General features: G+C 65.2%; 14 protein-coding genes. 10 read left to right on the forward strand and 4 right to left on the reverse strand.

Features of this window, described 5'->3' with window-relative positions:
* The first annotated feature begins 17 nt into the window (after window positions 1-17).
* Complete coding sequence (locus QFZ40_RS02895; RefSeq protein WP_306902747.1) at window positions 18-368, forward strand: DUF4229 domain-containing protein; 351 nt, start codon at window positions 18-20, stop codon at window positions 366-368.
* On the opposite strand, the gene QFZ40_RS02900 is transcribed toward QFZ40_RS02895, so the two are convergent.
* The 3 genes from QFZ40_RS02900 to QFZ40_RS02910 all read right to left on the reverse strand — a co-directional run bounded on the left by QFZ40_RS02900 (window position 365) and on the right by QFZ40_RS02910 (window position 3544).
* Complete coding sequence (locus tag QFZ40_RS02900; RefSeq protein WP_306902749.1) at window positions 365-1246, reverse strand: 1,4-dihydroxy-2-naphthoate polyprenyltransferase; 882 nt, start codon at window positions 1244-1246, stop codon at window positions 365-367. The genes QFZ40_RS02895 and QFZ40_RS02900 overlap by 4 nt on opposite strands.
* 81 nt (window positions 1247-1327) lie before the next feature.
* Window positions 1328-2503 carry an AMP-binding protein gene (locus tag QFZ40_RS02905; RefSeq protein ID WP_306902750.1) on the reverse strand — a complete coding sequence of 392 codons (1176 nt, stop codon included), beginning with the start codon at window positions 2501-2503 and terminating at the stop codon, window positions 1328-1330.
* A 27-nt stretch (window positions 2504-2530) separates the two neighbouring features.
* A complete protein-coding gene (locus tag QFZ40_RS02910) occupies window positions 2531-3544 on the reverse strand; it encodes a 1,4-dihydroxy-2-naphthoyl-CoA synthase (RefSeq protein WP_306902751.1) in 1014 nt (337 codons plus the stop codon).
* A 262-nt stretch (window positions 3545-3806) separates the two neighbouring features.
* Here QFZ40_RS02910 and QFZ40_RS02915 point away from each other — a divergent pair, with 262 nt between their 5' ends.
* The 4 genes from QFZ40_RS02915 to QFZ40_RS02930 are packed head-to-tail and all read left to right on the forward strand — an operon-like array spanning window position 3807 to window position 8707.
* Complete coding sequence (locus tag QFZ40_RS02915) at window positions 3807-5084, forward strand: ABC transporter substrate-binding protein (protein ID WP_306902752.1); 1278 nt, start codon at window positions 3807-3809, stop codon at window positions 5082-5084.
* Between the two features lie 3 nt (window positions 5085-5087).
* On the forward strand, window positions 5088-6032 hold the full coding sequence (locus QFZ40_RS02920) for a carbohydrate ABC transporter permease (protein WP_306902753.1): 945 nt from the start codon (window positions 5088-5090) through the stop codon (window positions 6030-6032).
* 3 nt (window positions 6033-6035) lie between these two features.
* Window positions 6036-6941: a carbohydrate ABC transporter permease gene (locus QFZ40_RS02925; protein WP_306902754.1), complete on the forward strand. Its 906-nt coding sequence runs from the start codon at window positions 6036-6038 to the stop codon at window positions 6939-6941.
* Between the two features lie 23 nt (window positions 6942-6964).
* The gene (locus tag QFZ40_RS02930) at window positions 6965-8707 is read left to right on the forward strand and encodes a hypothetical protein (protein WP_306902755.1); all 1743 of its coding nucleotides are present in this window, start codon (window positions 6965-6967) and stop codon (window positions 8705-8707) included.
* 80 nt (window positions 8708-8787) lie between these two features.
* Here the strand turns inward: QFZ40_RS02930 and QFZ40_RS02935 are convergent, their stop codons facing one another.
* Window positions 8788-9549 carry a CPBP family intramembrane glutamic endopeptidase gene (locus QFZ40_RS02935; protein ID WP_306902756.1) on the reverse strand — a complete coding sequence of 254 codons (762 nt, stop codon included), beginning with the start codon at window positions 9547-9549 and terminating at the stop codon, window positions 8788-8790.
* A 290-nt stretch (window positions 9550-9839) separates the two neighbouring features.
* On the opposite strand from QFZ40_RS02935, the gene QFZ40_RS02940 reads away from it, so the two are divergent.
* From QFZ40_RS02940 to QFZ40_RS02960, 5 genes are all read left to right on the forward strand, one after another.
* A complete protein-coding gene (locus QFZ40_RS02940) occupies window positions 9840-11546 on the forward strand; it encodes an ABC-F family ATP-binding cassette domain-containing protein (RefSeq protein WP_306902757.1) in 1707 nt (568 codons plus the stop codon).
* A 153-nt stretch (window positions 11547-11699) separates the two neighbouring features.
* Entirely contained in the window at window positions 11700-12047 is a 348-nt protein-coding gene (locus QFZ40_RS02945; RefSeq protein ID WP_306902758.1) for a molybdopterin oxidoreductase, read from the forward strand.
* 71 nt (window positions 12048-12118) lie between these two features.
* Window positions 12119-14587, forward strand: coding sequence for a nitrite reductase large subunit NirB (gene nirB, locus QFZ40_RS02950; protein WP_306906800.1), 2469 nt, complete (start codon window positions 12119-12121; stop codon window positions 14585-14587).
* Window positions 14584-14916, forward strand: coding sequence for a Rieske (2Fe-2S) protein (locus QFZ40_RS02955; RefSeq protein WP_306902759.1), 333 nt, complete (start codon window positions 14584-14586; stop codon window positions 14914-14916). Before nirB ends, QFZ40_RS02955 begins: the two co-directional genes overlap by 4 nt.
* A 206-nt stretch (window positions 14917-15122) precedes the next feature.
* Window positions 15123-16583, forward strand: a complete 1461-nt coding sequence (locus QFZ40_RS02960; RefSeq protein ID WP_306902760.1) for an amino acid permease — start codon at window positions 15123-15125, stop codon at window positions 16581-16583.
* The last annotated feature ends 8 nt before the right edge of the window (window positions 16584-16591 follow it).

Raw genomic sequence — 16591 nt, forward strand, 5'->3', positions numbered from 1 at the left:
GCCGCTAAACTTGGACGGTGGCTTTCCTGAAATACTCCCTGATCCGGCTGGCGCTCTTCGCGCCGCTCTTTGTGCTGTTCTACGTCCTGGGCCTGGGGGCGATCATGTCCGTCGTCTGCGCGGGCCTGATTGCCTTCGCGCTGGCCTACCTGTTCTTCCAGAAGCAGCGGGACGAGGTCACGGCAGCCATGCGCTACCGGTTCTCCGGCAAGGCCAAGCCGCTCCGCAGCGCCGGTGAGGTGGAGGACGCAGAAGCCGAGGACGCGCTCCTTGACGCCAACCCTGATGTCACCATACGCAACGAAGTGAAGCGTACCGAGGCCGGGGGCAACGCCGGGGGCAAAACAGCCCGCGGCAAAGAAGGCTAGAAGCCGTGGCTGAGCACAAGCCCCACTGAGAACAGCATGCTGTAGCCGAGGTTGATGAGCCCTGTCTGCTTGAGCACGGGGATCAGGCTCTTGCGTTTGCGGCCGTTAATCATCAGCCAGGCAGGCATCAGGCAGGCCGGGATGAGCAGCAGTACGATCAGCATCCACGGGCGCCCGGGCGCCAGGATCACCACCAGCAGGATGGCGACAGCGAGCATCAGCACGTAGCTTTCGCGGGCATGCTTGTCTCCGAGCCGGACTGCCAGCGTCTTTTTCCCGGCCTGGGTATCCGTGGGAATGTCCCGGACATTGTTGGCCATCAGCAGGGCACACGCGATGAGCCCGGTGCCGATCGCGCCAATGATCGATGCGAGGTTGATCTGCCCGGCCTGGGTGTACGTGGTGCCCAGCGTGGCCACCAGGCCAAAGAACACAAACACAAAGACGTCGCCCAGCCCCATGTAGCCATAGGGGTTCTTGCCGCCGGTGTACCCCCATGCGGCCATGACGCAGCCCAGGCCCACGAGGATCAGCCACCAGCTCTGGGTGATCACCACCAACGCAAGCCCGAACAGCATGGCTGCCGCGAAGGCTGCGAACGCCACATACTTGACCTGTTCCGCTGGAGCCGCACCGGAGCCCACCAGGCGCAGCGGACCCACCCTGTCCTCGTCCGTGCCACGGATGCCGTCGGAGTAGTCGTTGGCGTAGTTCACGCCGATCTGCAGGAGGAGCGCCACGAGGGCGGCCAGCACCGCGTTAATCGGGCGGAACGCATCCATTTCATAGGCTGCGGCGGTGCCGATCAGCACCGGCGCGATCGCCGACGGCAAAGTCCGGATGCGGGCGCCTTGGATCCATTGTGCGGCTGTGGCCACGGTCAGTACCTCGTGTTGCTAGGGAGAACGGCGAATCTGATGGTGTGCCTGCCGCGGTAAGGCCGCAGGTGCAGGACTACTCTACTTTCCCTGATGCAGGGCGTTGAGCCGGCGGGTCATTGCCAGCCTGTCGGGCTTGCCGTTCGGCAGCATCGGCAGCGCCGAATCGGCGAGGACGGTCTTGGGGGCGATGAGGCCCAGCGTCCGGTGCCATTCCTGTTCAAGCACGACGGCGTGTTCCCCGCCGGGGGAGGCGGCGCCCTGGACATCCGCGGCACCGGACAGCGCTACGTAGGCAGCCACGGCCTGGCCCCACTCAGCGGACGGCACGCCGGTAACAAAGGCGGCAAGGACGCCGTCGGACTTTTCCAGTTCCGCCTGCACGTGCGCGGCGGAGACTTTCACGCCGCCGGTGATGATGACGTCGTCGGCCCGGCCCAGCACGGTGAGCCGGCCATCGGCGTCGAGGGTGCCCAGATCACTGGTGCGGTACCAGCGGACGCCGTCCTCCTCGAAGAACGTATCGGAGGCCTCTTCCGGCGCATCCAGGTAGCCGGCGGCCACGGTGTCGCCTCCCAGTAGGATGCGGCCGTCCTCGGCCACACGGACCTCCACCCCTTCCAGGGGCAGGCCGTCGTAGACGCAGCCGCCGCAGGTTTCAGCGGAGCCGTAGGTGGTGTAGACGCGGAGTCCCGCATCGTGCGCCGCATCCAGCAATCCCGCCGGCGCAGGTGCCCCGCCCAGCAGGATTCCGTTGAACCGTCGGAGCGCGGCGAGGGTCTCGGGTGAGGGCGCGTCAAGCAGCCGCTGCAGTTGGGTGGGGACCAGGGACGTGAAGCGGATCTTGTCCGTCAGCTCCCGGGCAGCGGCGGTGAAGGCCTCAGGCGTGAAGCCGCCGGACATGTCCATCACCCACGGACGGGTGCCGGCGAACAGCGAACGCACCAGGACCTGCACTCCGGCCACGTACTGCACGGGCAGCGCCAGGAGCCACTGGCCCTCGCCCTTGAGGGCCAGCGCGGTGGCCATGGAGGAGGCGGCCAATGCCTCGACTGTCAGGATGGTGGCCTTGGGAACACCGGTGGATCCTGAAGTGCGGACCACCGCAACAGCGTCGTCGCAGCCGGGCGTGTCCACATGGCCCACCACCAGCCCGCCATCAGTGCGAACGGAAAGTTCGACGGCGGGACCCTCACCATGGAGGGCGGCCGCCAGGGCCTTGAGTGCGGGGTCGATGTTGACTGGTCCTTTATTCATGGTTCCGATGTTCATGGGTTTCCTGCCTTAGAAATAGTGCGGGAAGCGTGACCAGTCAGGGTCCCGCTTTTCCAGGAACGCTTCCTTGCCCTCCACGGCCTCGTCGGTCATGTATGCCAGGCGGGTGGCCTCGCCGGCGAACACCTGCTGTCCGGCGAGTCCGTCGTCCGCCAGGTTGAAGGCAAATTTGAGCATCCGGATGGCCTGCGGAGACTGCCGGGCGATGTCGGCAGCGTATTCCAGGGCCACTTCCTCCAGCCGGTCGTGGTCCACGGCCTCGTTCACGGCCCCCATCCGCACCATGTCCTCGGCGGAGTACTCACGGGCCAGGAAAAAGATCTCCCGGGCGGCTTTCTGACCGATCTGGCGGGCCAGCAGCGCGGAGCCGTATCCGGCGTCGAAACTGCCCACCGTGGCGTCGGTCTGCTTGAACTTGCCGTGCTGGCGGGAAGCGATGGTGAGGTCTGCAACGACGTGCAGGGAATGCCCGCCGCCGGCCGCCCAGCCATTCACGACGGCGATGACCACCTTGGGCATGGTGCGCATGAGCCGCTGGACCTCCAGGATGTGGAGCCTGCCGGCGCGGGCGGGGTCGATGATTTCCTGCGTCCCGGCGTCGGCTGTGTCTTGTACTGCCGTGCCCTGTGCTCCAGTGTTTTGTACTCCTGTGTTTTGTACTACGTACCTGTATCCGTCCCTGCCCCGGATGCGCTGGTCTCCGCCGGAGCAGAACGAATGACCGCCGTCCTTGGCGGACGGGCCGTTGCCGGTGAGCAGGACCGTGGCCACATCCGGTGTCATCCGAGCGTGGTCCATGGCGCGGTAAAGCTCGTCGACGGTGCCCGGGCGGAAGGCGTTCCGGACTTCCGGCCGGTCGAAGGCGATCCTGACGGTGGGCAGGTCCCGCAGTACCGTGCCGTCCGCGCTCCGTTCTACCTGGCGGTGGTACGTCATGTCCTGGAAGTCATCAAAACCGGACACGGCGCGCCAGCGGCTGGGGTCGAATATGTCGGACACCTTGGCGGGAAGTTGGTTACTCACTGTGCAAGTCTAGTAATCCGCTCCGCCGATGCAGAACCCGTTCTCCTTGGAACCTCCCGCGGCCCGGGAGATCGCGGTGGCAGGATCTACAGCGTTGGAAATGTTAGAAGGTTTTCTTGACAGATTGTCATGACATAAGTCACAGTTGTCCGCAGGGAAAGGGTATTCCCATAGAAACGGCAACGGCCGCCAGGCCGTCGGTTACATCTTCCAGCCGGGTCCGCCGAGGCGGCGAAAGCACCGCGAGAGACAGGAAAGACCATTGTCACAGCAGACAAGAATCTCCAACATCAGCCGTAGGCAGTTCGGGCTGACGGCATTCGGCCTTTCAGCCGTTGCCGCCGGACTCACCGCCTGCGGAAGCAGCGGCGGCGGCGGGGACGCCTCGTCGGGGCCCAAGACCCTCCAGCTGATCCTCTCAGGCGACACCAACCAGGGAGGTGCCTTCGCCGCGGCAGCCAAGAAGTACAAGGAAGCCACCGGCGTCACCATCGAGGTGGTGGACGTTCCCACGGCAGACATCGCCACCAAGCTGAAGAACGCCGCGACAGCCAATGACCTGCCGGCCCTGGCCCGTGTCACCGGCATTGACCCGCTCTGGGCCAACCAGATGCAGGACCTCACTGACATCGCGAAGTCCCACAAGATCGATGAGAACTTCCTGCAGGAGGCGCCGGACGGCAGCATCCCGGCCATCCCGTCGGACCTCACCGCAGTGGGCCTGTTCGTCAACAAGACCCTGTTCGAGAAGGCCGGGGTTGCTTTCCCCACCTCCATCGACAAAACCTGGACCTGGGACGAATTTATCGCCGCGGTCAACCAGGTGCGCGAAAAGGCAGGCGCCAAGTACGGCGTGGTCATGGACCGCTCGGGCCACCGCCTGCGCGCGATGATGTACGAGTTTGGCAGCACGGCCTTCGCCAAGGACGGCGACAAGTACGCCGGTGACGACGAGGCCGTGCAGACGATGGAGTACTTCCGGAAGATCAACGACGACAAGACAATGCCGAAATCCGTCTGGCTCAGCGGTGAGGATGGCAACGCGATGTTCAAGAGCGGCCAGGTCGCGGCGTACTACTCCGGTAGCTGGCAGGTTGCCGACTTCAACAAGAACATCAAGGACTTTGAATGGATGTCGGTGCCGCTTCCCAAGCAGAAGGTCAACGCCACCAACCTTGGCGGCGGCTTCATGATCGCCTTCAAGGACACCGGCGCTGATGAGGAAGCCAAGAAGTTCATCGACTGGTTCTACGACGACGCCAACTACACGGAGTTCGCCAAGCTCGGCGGCTACCTGCCGGTCAAGGACCTGAAGGTTGAGTACCCCTTCCAGCAGGCCTCCTTCGAGCTGTACCAGAAGCAGATCGCCGGCAACCAGGCCAAGGGCGACAACGCCATCAAGCGGGTGGTCTCTGAAGCGTACGCAGAGGCTCCGTTCTCGGGCGACCCGCTGCGGGACGAGACCGTCAAGATGCTCGGCGGCAGCCAGGACGCCAAAACGACGGTCCAGAACATCGTGAAGCTCTACAACGGAGGATAACCGGTGGCCAATCCAACCGTGAGTCCCATGGCAGCCCCTGAGGTGCTCAGCCCGGTTCCCGTCCGCACCAAATCCCAGCAGCGGCGCCGGAACCGCTACGTCATTGCGCCGCTGATCCTCATCGGCATCAACGTGGTGCTGTTCCTGGTGTTCTTCGTCTGGCCCGGTGCGCTGGGGCTGATCTACTCGTTCACGGACTACCGGGGCGTGGGCAAGCTGCACTTCATCGGCCTGGCCAACTTCCAGAAGCTCTTTGCGGACAGCACCTTCTATGCTGCGTTGAGCCGTACCTTCCTCTACACCGTGCTGTCGGTGCCACTGGTCTACGTGTCGTCCCTGGGCGTCGCAGCCCTCCTGGTCAGCAAGGCCGTCAGGGGGCGGACCGCGGCGAAGGTGGTAATCTTCCTCCCCTGGCTGATCTCACCCATCGTGGTCGGCGTCATCTGGAAATGGATGTTCGGCCAGGACTTCGGCTTCGTGAACTTCGTAATCTCGACGCTGGGCGGGAGCCCTGTGCAGTGGTCCAGCAACGGAAACCTGGCCCTGATGGTGGTCATCTTCGCCGCGGCCTGGGGCGGGACGGCCTTCAACATGCTCCTGTTCATCGCCGCGCTGAAGAACATTCCGGAGGCACTGCTGGAAGCGGCTGAACTGGACGGAGCCAACGCCTGGCAACGGTTCCGGAATGTGACCCTGCCTGGAATCGCACCAACGTCGTTCATGGTCATATTGCTCTCCACGATCCACGCCATGAAGGAATTCGCCATGATCCAGGCCCTCACCAACGGCGGGCCCGGCACGGAGAACACCCTGATCGTCCAGTACATCTACAAGACCGGCTTTGAGCAGTCCAAAGTGGGATACGCCAGTGCGGCGTCCATGGTGCTGATGGTTGTCCTGCTCGCCATCGCGCTCATCCAGCTTCGCTTCAACCGGAAGAAGGGCTGAACCATGGCTTCAGCAACCGACCTGCCCCCCATCGTGGGAGAAGTCGCCATTCCCGCTGTGAAGGCCGCCCGCAGCCGGGGAGGGCGGGAGGGCCGCACCCGGCTGTCAGCACCCCTGACCGGCCTCCTGTGGCTGGTAGTAGGCATCTATGCGCTGCCGCTGCTGTGGTTCATCCTGAGCTCCTTCAAGCCCGGCAGCGAACTGTTCAGCTATCCGCTGTCCATGTTCCCGAGGGAGTGGACGTTCCAGGGCTTTTTTGACGCCTGGGAGCGCGTTGACTTTGCCCGCTACTTCCTGAACACAGCCACGGTTGCCCTGGTCACCACGGCGCTGACCGTCTTCTTCAGTGCCTGCACCGGCTACGCCCTGGCCAAGTACAACAACAAGGGCACGCGGCTGTTCTTCGTCTGCATCCTCGCCACCACCATGCTCCCCACCGAAGTGATCCTGAACCCGACGTTCACGGTGATCCGGGACCTGGGCCTCTACAACTCCCTGGCCGGCATCATCGTGCCGTCCGTCCTGACCGCAACGGGCGTCTTCATGTTCCGCCAGTTCTTCCTGACCGTCCCGGACGACCTGCTGCATTCAGCCCGGATCGACGGCGCCAGTGAACTCGCCATCTTCTTCCGGATCATGCTGCCGCTGTCCAGGCCCATCCTGTTCACCCTGGCCATCTTCTCCTTCCAGTGGCGCTGGAATGACTACATCTGGCCGTTGATCGTGCTGAACGATCCCAAGTCGTACACCCTCCAGGTGGCGCTGCGGAGCATCGTCGGTGCGGAGAACATCGACTGGCCGGTGCTGCTGGGGGCCTCGGTGATCTCCATCCTGCCGCTGGTCCTGGTGTTCGCCGTGTTCCAAAAGTACGTCCTCAACGCCGATGTCAACGCCGGCCTGAAGGACTAATTGTGGCTGTTGTGAAAGATGGGATGATAAAGTCGCCTGCCCGCGCCGATGCCACGTTCGTTGACCGGCTGATCGACGCGGCGGATCGGTACGTGGACAGCCTCCTGGAAACGCTTGCCGACGACGTCGCGGCCCTTCCGCACCGGGCCGCCATGGGCAGGCTCCTGGCCCTGCTCACTGTCTACACGCAACCGGGTTCAGCCCACCGGGGGTCCAGCCTGCTTCCGGCCGCCATGGGAGCGTGCGTGGCCCGGCTGGAGCATCTGCAGGGTCCTGCCGGACTTTTCGACGGCACCAACCTGAGCTCGCCGCCCGACTCGGCGTTCACCATCAACGACGCCTGCATGACGCTGGAGATTGCAGTTGCTGCCGGGGACGACGCACTGGAGGACGTACGACGGCGGCTGCGCGCCGTCGTCGAGCGCGTCACCGGTGCGCTGCTTACCGGGGGAGTGCACACGCCCAACCACCGGTGGGAACTGTGCGCGGCCCTGGCCAGGATCCACGCGCTCCTGGAAGCCGAGGGCAGCCCACGCCCCGGGATCGATGCCCGGATCGCGGAGTGGCTGGCTGAGGGGATCGACCAGTTGCCGGACGGCATGTATTCGGAACGCAGTCCCCTCTATGCCACAGCCGTGACCAATCCCTCGCTCGTGGCCATTGCTGACAGTTCAGGCCGCCCCGAACTGCTGGACCATGTCCGGAGGAACCTGACGGCCTTCCTGCCCTGGTTCAACCAGGACGGCAGCGTGGAATCCCTCTTCTCACGGCGCCAGGACCAGTGGTTCACCTTTCAGGCCAACGCGTTCATGATGCTGTACCGCCGGCTGGCCAACCAGGACGGCAGGGCGGACTTCGCAGCCGCCGCTGCCTGGCTGGAGTCGATGCCGCTGCATGAGCCGGCCAAGCTGCTGGCCCTGACACGGCTGGATCCCTGGCTCCGGGAACCCTTGCAGGGCCCAGGCCCGTTTGGGCGGCTTCCGATGCCCGCGGCCTTGGCTCCCGCCCAGGCTTCGCTGGGCAGCTGCGGCCTGCACCGGTTCCGCCGGCAGGGAACGGTGACCACGGTTTTCGGCGGCTGTGACGAGCTGGTGCCGGGCATCGTCTCCGGGCTCTCCAGCAACCCCACCTTCCTGCGCCTTGAACACGGCGCCGCAGCCCTGACTGACGTCAGGCTTTCGCGGAGCTTCTTTGACCTTGGGCCTTTCCGCAGCCAGGACACCCTGCAGACTGACGCCGGCGTATCCCTGTCCGAAACGGTCCGCGCCAACTTCTACCTGCCGCTCCCGCCGGAAAAGCGTCAGCCGGACGGCCTCTACGCCCTGGAGCACGAGGGGCGTTTCAGCGCCGGCATGGACTTCGGCCACCGGCCGAAGGTGGAGCACCGGCTCGCCACCTCGATTGCTGTACGAGTTGAGGACGGCGGTACCGTCCTGGACCTTGTTTTCGACGGCGCGGACACCTCGTTCGCCCTGGAACTGACGTTCAGGCCCGGTGGAGTGCTTGAAGGTGTTGACACTGTTGCCGGAGCCGGCACCTTCCAGCTGGTGGAGGGAACAGGCAGCTACCGGGTAGGTTCTGACGTTATCGAGTTCGGCCGCGGGATAGCGGCCGACCCCGATAATCCGCCCGTGTACAACCCTGGCGAGGCCTACCGCTACCTCGGTGGAACCAACTCCACTGACGGGCTGAAGGTCTACATCACAGGCCGGACCCGCGGCACCCATAGCATCACCCTGCGCGGACTGTCCCTCCCCACCCATTAATGCAACGCGGGGTCACTTATCGCCCATCCGAGCCGCCCTCATGGGCCATATGTGACCCCGCGTTGCTGTGCGGGCTGGGGCTAGGGCTGCATCTGCTGGAGCCGCTCGTAAACCTCCGGCGGGATGCTGTAGATGAAGATGACCGCGACGAGGTTCTTGGTGGCGTGCACAAAATAGGAAAACATCAGGTTCTTCCCGGTCCACACATAGACAAAGACGAGGGTTGCACCCATCGCCAGGTACGGGAGCAGCGCCTTGAGGGTGATCGGCTCCTTGCCTGCGATGTGCAGGGCGGCAAACACCACCACTGACAGGGCGCAGCATAACCAGATGTTGAGCCGGCGGCTGAGTTTGCCGATCAGCAGGTGGCGGAAGATGTACTCCTCCACGAACGGGCCTATCACCACCAGCAGCGGGACCATGAGCCACGCCGGGACCTGCTGCATCAGCGACTGCAGCCCTTCCTGATTTGCGGAAACCTCGGCGCCCCCGCCGGCCGTCACCACGATGGCCGTCAGGATCAGCATGGCGATAACCGCGGCCGGCACCATGAACAGCGTGAACCAGGGTCGGGTGGCGAGAATGCGGAGGTCCCGGGCTATCACCCGGCGGGCGGCCAACAGCGCCAATGCCCCGATGGTCCCGTAAAACAGGAGGTCAACCGCATAGGATGCCACAGCGGGACTTGGGGCCAGGTGCCGCAGAACCGGCAGGAGCAGCGCCCCGGCCAGAACGAACAACGACCCCCCTGCCAGGTAGAGGCCCAGAGTGGCGAAATCGAGGACGGAAAACCGGTACAGCCCGGGCTGCGCAGCCAGTGGTTTCCGAGGTGTTGAGGCCATGCCTTCAGCCTAGCTTCCACCCAACTAAGTAGCAGCAGGGGTCGTTTTGAGCTCATTACGGCCCCTGCTGCAACCTAGTTGCGAAGGCGGAGGCGAGGCCTGGTTGCCCTGGGACGGCCGGGGCAACTTGACGTGTTCCCAACAGGCGTGCAGGCTGGTCCGATGAAGTCCTAACCAGCAGCCCGGCGTTGCCGGACTGTTTCCCCAAAACCAGGGCCGCCGTCGAGCGCTGATTGAACCGTCCGGTTCAGCCCCGGCGGCCATACTGCGGAATTTTGCGAGGACTTCCTTTGACTGAACACCTGAACCTTTCCGACGTCTCCCACAGCTACGGCGACCGCCAGCTGCTGGACAGCATCAACCTGGTCATCACGGCCGGCGAGCATGTGGCGATCGTGGGGGAAAATGGCGCCGGCAAATCCACCCTGCTCCGGATCCTGGCCGGGCTCGAAACTGCCGACGAGGGCACAACGGTCATCCACGGGCGGGTGGGCTACCTCGCCCAGACTCACGGGCTGCCGGAATCCTTCACGGTCGGAGCCGCCATCGACGCTTCCCTGGCATCATTGCGTGCCCTCGAAGCGGAACTCGACCGGCTCGAGGCGGGCCTGGCCGATGCCGGCGACGACGAGCTGGAAACCTACGGCAGGCTGCAGACCGAGTACCAGCTGCGGGAGGGGTACGCAGCGGAATCCCGGGTGGAGGCCGCGCTTGACCGGCTGGGCCTGGGCGGGCTGGACCGGAACCGGGTTCTGGGCACGCTCTCCGGCGGCGAACAGGAACGCGTGGCCTTGGCCTGCGTGCTGGCTGATCCGGCCGACATCCTGCTCCTGGACGAACCCACCAACCACCTGGACGCGCGCGGAACCGCCTGGCTGGAGGATCGCCTGGCCGCCCACCGCGGCACAGTGGTGGTGGTCTCCCACGACCGCGTTCTGCTCCGCAAAGTCGCCGCCACCATCATCGAAGTGGACGCCGAGCGCCGTGCCGTGACCCGCTACGGCAACGGCTACAACGGGTACCTCCGGGAGAAGGCGGCCGAGCGCCAGCGCTGGGTCCAGCAGTATCACGGGTGGATCGAGGCGATGGAGTCGGAAAAGCGCCAGGCGGAGACCGTGGCGGGAACCATGGGCTACGGCCGCCAACGCGACGGCGACAAGATGGGCTTCGACTTCAAGGCGGGTACCTGGCAGAAAGCGGCCAGTAGCCAGGTCAGGAATGCCCAGGAGCGCCTCCGCCGGCTCGAAGCCAGCCCGGTGGAACGGCCGCCAGTGCCCCTGCGGCTCAACACAAACATGGCCGTGGACCTTGTTGCCCCGCCCCATGCCACGCAGGACGGCGCTCCTGTGCTGGCGGGCCGCGGTGTCAGCGTTCCCGGCCGGCTGGCACGCACTGATTTCCAGGCCGGCGCGGACGAAAAGATCCTTATTACCGGCCCCAACGGCGCCGGCAAGTCCACCCTGCTGTCCGTGCTGGCAGGAACGCTGCAACCCGCTAGCGGCTGGGTCAAACGGCCTGAACGGATCGGCTACCTGCAACAGGAACTGGAACTGCCGCAGCGGCCTTCCCTCCGGCTGCTGCCGGCTTTCGCCGCAGGCCTGGGCGGCAACATCGATGAGCATGCCGAGGCGCTCCTGCGCCTGGGGCTGTTCCGGACCAGCGAGTTCCACGTCCCGGTGGGGAGCCTGTCTGCCGGCCAGCAGCGCAGGCTCGCCCTGGCCCGGCTGCTGCTGGGCGGCTACGGCACCCTGATAGTGGACGAACCCACCAACCACCTCGCGCCGGTGCTGGTGGAACAGCTGGAGGTGGCGCTCGCTGAGTTCGCCGGGACAGTGGTGATGGTCAGCCACGACCGTGCCCTGCGGGAATGGTTTGCCGGGTGCGCGCGCAGAAGCCGGGACGCTGCCCACGGACGCCAAGGCACCCATGCGGGGAGCGCCGCCGTCGGACGCTGGATCCGGTATTCGATGGACAACGGCGTGCTCGCCCCGGCCTGACGGGAATTCATCACGTTCGGCCGGGCCGCCGCACGGGTCCCGGAAACGGTGAGATTTGCGTTAAAGGATCGTTACGCACCTACCGGCAGGTGGAAACATCGGCGGCGCAGGATGGGACCATGCCAGTCCTCCGCCGGCCGAAAGGATCTGCCCGTGATCACCAAGAACCTTTTCCTGCAAGGCATCTACCCGTTTAGGGGCTCGGGGCTCGAAAAGCCGGTCCCGATCCACAGCGAGCTGTCGCACTACGTTCCGGACGGGGTGATCAACCAGGCACTGTACTTCCGGGGCGGGAACTCCAGCCCTGAACTGATCACCGTAGTGCTGATGCGGAACGGGGTGCCCATGCGGTACTTTCCCATCGGAGCCAAGAGCGATGTCCACGTGCCGCTGCGGGTGGTGGAGGACATCGAGGGCGGTACGGTGATCGAGCTCTACCTTGTGGCCCCGGATGGCGTTGGGGGATCCGTGGTCATCGACCTGGGCATGGTGGAACACTGATGGCCCGGCTGCTGGAAAGACCGGAGCAAAGGCCGCAGGCCACGCCCCATGCCCGGAAGCGGGGCAATCCTGTGCGGCGTCGCCTGGTCGTGATCGGCAACGGGATGGCTGGTGCCCGCGCCGTGGAGGAAATCCTGGCCCGGGGCGGCAGCGAGCAGTTCAGCATCACGATGTTCGGTGACGAACCGTACGGGAACTACAACCGGATCATGCTCAGCCATGTCCTTTCCGGCGAGGAGAGTGACGCGGACATCTTCCTCAACGCCCTCTCCTGGTACCGGGAAAATGACATCGACCTGCACGCCGGCGTCCGCGTTGACAGGATCGACAAGTTCACCAAGCACGTCTTCTCCAGCGACGGCCGGGTGACGCCTTACGACGTCCTCATCATTGCCACCGGGAGCCGGTCCCACATGCCGCCGATGGACGGACTCCACACCCCGGGCGGTTCTGTGAAGCCGGGGGTCTTCGCCTTCCGCACCATTGACGACACCCGCAATATGGTCCACCACGCACAGCAGGACCACCACCGCCGAGCCGTAGTGATCGGCGGCGGGCTGCTCGGGCTGGAAGCCGCCTACGGATTGCAGAGCCACGGCATCGAAGTGGACGTGGTGCACTCAGGCGGCCACCTCATGAACGCCCAGATGGGGCCCGACGGCGGTGCGGTGCTCCGTCGCAGCGTGGAGGCCCTGGGGATCCGGGTCCACACGTCCAGCCGGACCACCGCCGTCCTCGGCCGGGATCGGGTCAGCGGCGTCAGCCTTCGGGACCGGGAGGACATCGCCTGCGACATGGTGGTGGTGGCCGCCGGCATCCGGCCGAACGTTGACCTGGCTGTACTCAGCGGGTTGCCCGTGGAGCGTGCCATTGTGGTTGATGACCGGCTCCGGGTCCAGGACGAAGAGGACATCTATGCCGTCGGGGAATGCGTGCAGCACCGCGGCGAGGTGTACGGGCTGGTTGCGCCGCTCTGGGAGCAGGCGGTAGTGCTCGCCAACCACGTGACCGGCGCAGACACCTCCTCCGCCTACCTCGGCTCGCGGACCGCCACCAAGCTCAAGGTCGCCGGCGTCGAGGTGGCCTCCATGGGCCTGCACGGCCCGGAACTGGAGACGGATGAGCACATAGTCTTTTCCGAGCCCAGCCGCGGCGTCTTCAAGTCCATTGTGGTGCGGGACAACAAAATGGTGGGTGCCACGCTGCTTGGCGACAGCCGGAAGGTGGCCTACCTGACCCAGGCGTACGACCGGGGGCTGCCGCTGCCTGAGGAGCGGATCGGCCTCATGTTCGATCTCGGCACGCCCGGGGAGGACGTCGGCATCGCCGAGCTCGACGACGGCGCCCAGGTCTGCAACTGCAACGGCGTCAGCAAGAAGGCCCTGGTCGATACCGTCAGGGGAGGCTGCAATACGGTCGCCGGCGCGATGGATGCCACCAGGGCCGGCAAGGGCTGCGGTTCCTGCAAGCTCCTGGTCAGGCAGGTGGTTGAGTGGGCGGCGGACGGCGCAGTGGAGGAGGACCCCGCGGCGGGCTACTACGTGCCGGGCATCCCGCTGGACAAGCCAGGCCTGATGGCAGCCATCCGAAGCCAGGGCCTCCGCTCCGTCTCCGCGGTGTTCAGTGCCCTGGCCCCAGGGGGCGCTGAGGACGCCAAATCCAAAATGGGGCTGGCCTCGCTCCTGAAGATGATGCTCGCGGATCAGTACATCGACGAACGCGATGCCCGGTTCATCAATGACCGCGTGCACGCCAACATCCAGCGTGACGGCACCTTCTCCGTAGTGCCGCAGATGAAGGGCGGGGTGACGTCCGTAGAGCAGTTGCGCCGGATCGCGGACGTGGCGGAGAAACATAACGTCCCCATGATCAAGCTGACCGGCGGCCAGCGCATCGACCTGCTCGGGATTCCGAAGGAGGAACTGCCGCAGGTCTGGGCGGACCTGGACATGCCCTCCGGCTACGCCTACGGGAAGAGCTTCCGGACCGTGAAGACCTGCGTGGGCAAAGACTTCTGCCGGTACGGCACGGGGGACTCCACCAAACTGGGCATCGAGATCGAGTCCCGTTTCCAGGGCATTGAGTCCCCGGCCAAGCTGAAGCTGGCCGTGTCGGGCTGCCCGAGGAACTGTGCTGAATCACTGGTCAAAGACGTGGGCGTCGTGGCGGTGGAGGGCGGCCGCTGGGAAATCTATGTTGGGGGAGCGGCCGGCGCCCATATCCGCAAGGGGGACCTGCTGGCCACCGTCGGTGACCCTGAAGAAGTCAAGCTGTTGACCGGCCGGTTCATGCAGTATTACCGCGAGCAGGCCAACTGGCTGGAACGGACATATGCCTTTGTGCCCAGGGTGGGAATCGAGCACCTACGCGCCGTGATCGTGGAGGATTCGGAAGGCCTGGCGCAGCGGCTGGACGCGGCCATGCAGGCCACTGTGGACAGCTACGTTGACCCGTGGAGCGAGCGCGACGATCCACTCACACCGGGCCAGTTCCGCACGTCCCTGCCGCTCACGGTCCTTCCGCAGGTGCCCGTCCGATGAGCCCCTCAACAGGTGCCGGGCTTCACGACCTGGGTCCCGTGGACCAGATCCCCCTCGGTGAGGGCAGGGCGTTCGGGATCGACGGCGAACAGGTCGCCGTGTTCAGGCTGCGGGACGGATCGCTCCGCGCGCTGTCCGCCGTGTGCCCGCACCGGGAGGGTCCTATCGCGGACGGCACCATCGACGGCCAGGTGGTCATCTGCCCGCTCCACCAGCATGCGTTCGATCTGGCCACGGGATGTTCCACGACCGGTGCCGGGCCGCTTCGAACCTACCAGGTCACTGCCGACGAAGACCGGAACATCGTACTCCGACGCGGGGTCACTTAAGGCCCATTGAGAGGGCAAACACGGGCGTTAAGTGACCCCGCGTTGCAGTGCTTCGGGCCTCTTGTAGGATGGACAAGCCGCGTGAAGCTTCGGCGACACGGGAGATTCCGCTCACAATCGGTTGCCCCGAGGGCAAAAGACCGAATTTTGTGATCGGAATCTTTCATGTTACGGATGCGGCCAAACCCAACCCACAAGGAATTGTTGTGCCTCAAAGTACCCCCACAGACCTTAAACCCAGCACGGCACCATCCATCGCCGTCGACCCCTCCCTCAGCGCCGAGGGCTACAGCAAGACCCTTGGTCGCCGCCACGTCACCATGATTGCCATGGGCGGCGCCATCGGCGTCGGCCTCTTCATGGGCGCCGGCGGCCGGCTTGCCTCCACCGGCCCGGCCCTGATCTTCTCCTACGCCATTGCCGGCGTCATCGCCTACCTGCTGATGCGGGCCCTGGGCGAACTCATCATGTACCGCCAGACCTCGGGCTCGTTTGTCAGCTATGCCGGCGAAATGTTCGGCAAGAAGGGCGCGTTCCTGTCCGGCTGGATGTACTTCATCAACTGGGGCATGACCGGCATCGCCGAACTGATCGCGATCGGCCTGTACTTCCAGTTCTTCTTCCCGAACGTTCCGGTGGAAGCCTCGGCCATCGCCGCGCTGGCGCTCCTGGTGGCAGTGAACCTGCTCAGCGTCAAAGCGTTCGGTGAATTCGAATTCTGGGCCTCCTGCCTCAAAGTGGGCGCCATCCTCATCTTCCTGGCCGTGGGCACCTTCATGGTCCTCACCAACGCCCAGGTTGGCGACGGCCACGCCTCGGCCGCGAACCTGTTCGCCGGAGAAGGCGGCATGTTCCCCAAGGGCGCCCTCGTGATGGTCCTGGTCCTGAACGCCGTGATCTTCGCCTACAACGGCATTGAGCTCGTCGGCATCACCGCGGGTGAGATGCAGAACCCGGAACGCGAAGTGCCCAAGGCGATCCGCGCCGTCGTGCTCCGCATCGTGGTGTTCTACGTCGGTTCGGTCACGCTGCTGGCCATGCTGCTGCCGTCCGACCAGTACGTGGCGGGCACCTCGCCGTTCGTCACGGTCTTCGGCCAGATGGGCCTGGCCTGGGTGGGCGACGTGATGAACATGATCGTCATCACCGCGGCCCTGTCCTCCTGCAACTCCGGCCTGTACTCGATCGGCCGCGTCTTCCGCACCATGGCCAACAACGGCCACGCCCCGCAGTGGCTCACCAGGATGTCCAAGCGCCACGTCCCGTACGCGGCCATCCTTGCCATCGCAGCCTTCTACCTGGTGGGCATCCTGCTCAACATCTGGCTGGGCGGCTCCTACGCGTTCGACCTGGCCCTGAACTCTGCCTCGATCGGCGTGATCTTCTGCTGGGGCGCCATCTTCGCCAGCCAGATCGCCCTGCGCCACCGCAAGGGCGTCACCTCCAGCCTGCCGATGCCCGGTTCGCCGTGGACCAGCTGGGCCGGGCTGGTTGGCCTGCTCGCCATCACCGTGCTTATCGGCTTCGACACGATGACCAGCAAGAGCGGCGAGGTGTTCTACCTGGGGCTGTGGACCCTGGCCACCATCCCGTTCTTCGCGCTGGTCCTGTGGCTGGGCTGGCAGAAGGTCAGGAACAACGAGCCTAAGAGCGAGCTCTTCAGCTAGCTTCCAAG

This window comes from Arthrobacter pascens (genome assembly GCF_030816475.1).
GTDB lineage: Bacteria > Actinomycetota > Actinomycetes > Actinomycetales > Micrococcaceae > Arthrobacter > Arthrobacter pascens_B.

Coding starts and splice junctions, on each gene's coding strand:
- QFZ40_RS02905 (WP_306902750.1), bottom strand. CDS start 2,503: ATGAATAAAGGACCAGTCAACATCGACCCCGCACTCAAGGCCCTGGCG.
- QFZ40_RS02925 (WP_306902754.1), top strand. CDS start 6,036: ATGGCTTCAGCAACCGACCTGCCCCCCATCGTGGGAGAAGTCGCCATT.
- QFZ40_RS02930 (WP_306902755.1), top strand. CDS start 6,965: ATGATAAAGTCGCCTGCCCGCGCCGATGCCACGTTCGTTGACCGGCTG.
- QFZ40_RS02955 (WP_306902759.1), top strand. CDS start 14,584: ATGAGCCCCTCAACAGGTGCCGGGCTTCACGACCTGGGTCCCGTGGAC.
- QFZ40_RS02935 (WP_306902756.1), bottom strand. CDS start 9,549: ATGGCCTCAACACCTCGGAAACCACTGGCTGCGCAGCCCGGGCTGTAC.